Source organism: Aliiroseovarius sp. ABM4_368, from assembly GCF_056161205.1.
Map to the genome: position 1 here is coordinate 1 of NZ_JBSWYR010000035.1, position 226 is coordinate 226.

The 226-nt window shown below is 49.6% G+C and carries 1 pseudogene; it reads left to right on the top strand.

Going from position 1 to position 226, the window contains the following annotated elements:
- Positions 1–106 precede the first annotated feature (106 nt).
- Positions 107–226 (top strand): annotated as a pseudogene (locus ACXAH3_RS16520) (AMP-binding protein); the annotation flags it as partial.

Consider the following 226-nt stretch of genomic DNA (forward strand, 5'->3'; position numbering starts at 1 on the left):
TGCAGCACTCTAAGTTTGCGTTGAATGTCGCGTTCGTCGTTCGTCATGAAAACTTCCTCCATCCCAAATCAGGGAATTTACAGGAAGTGTCCCGAAAGTCCGTACATATCTACATGACAAGGCTGAAATTCCGGAATTCACCGCCAACCAACATGCGCTCTTGATGTATACGTCCGGCACGACAGGCCAGCCCAAAGGCGTTGTGCACTCCCATGCTAGCCTATTA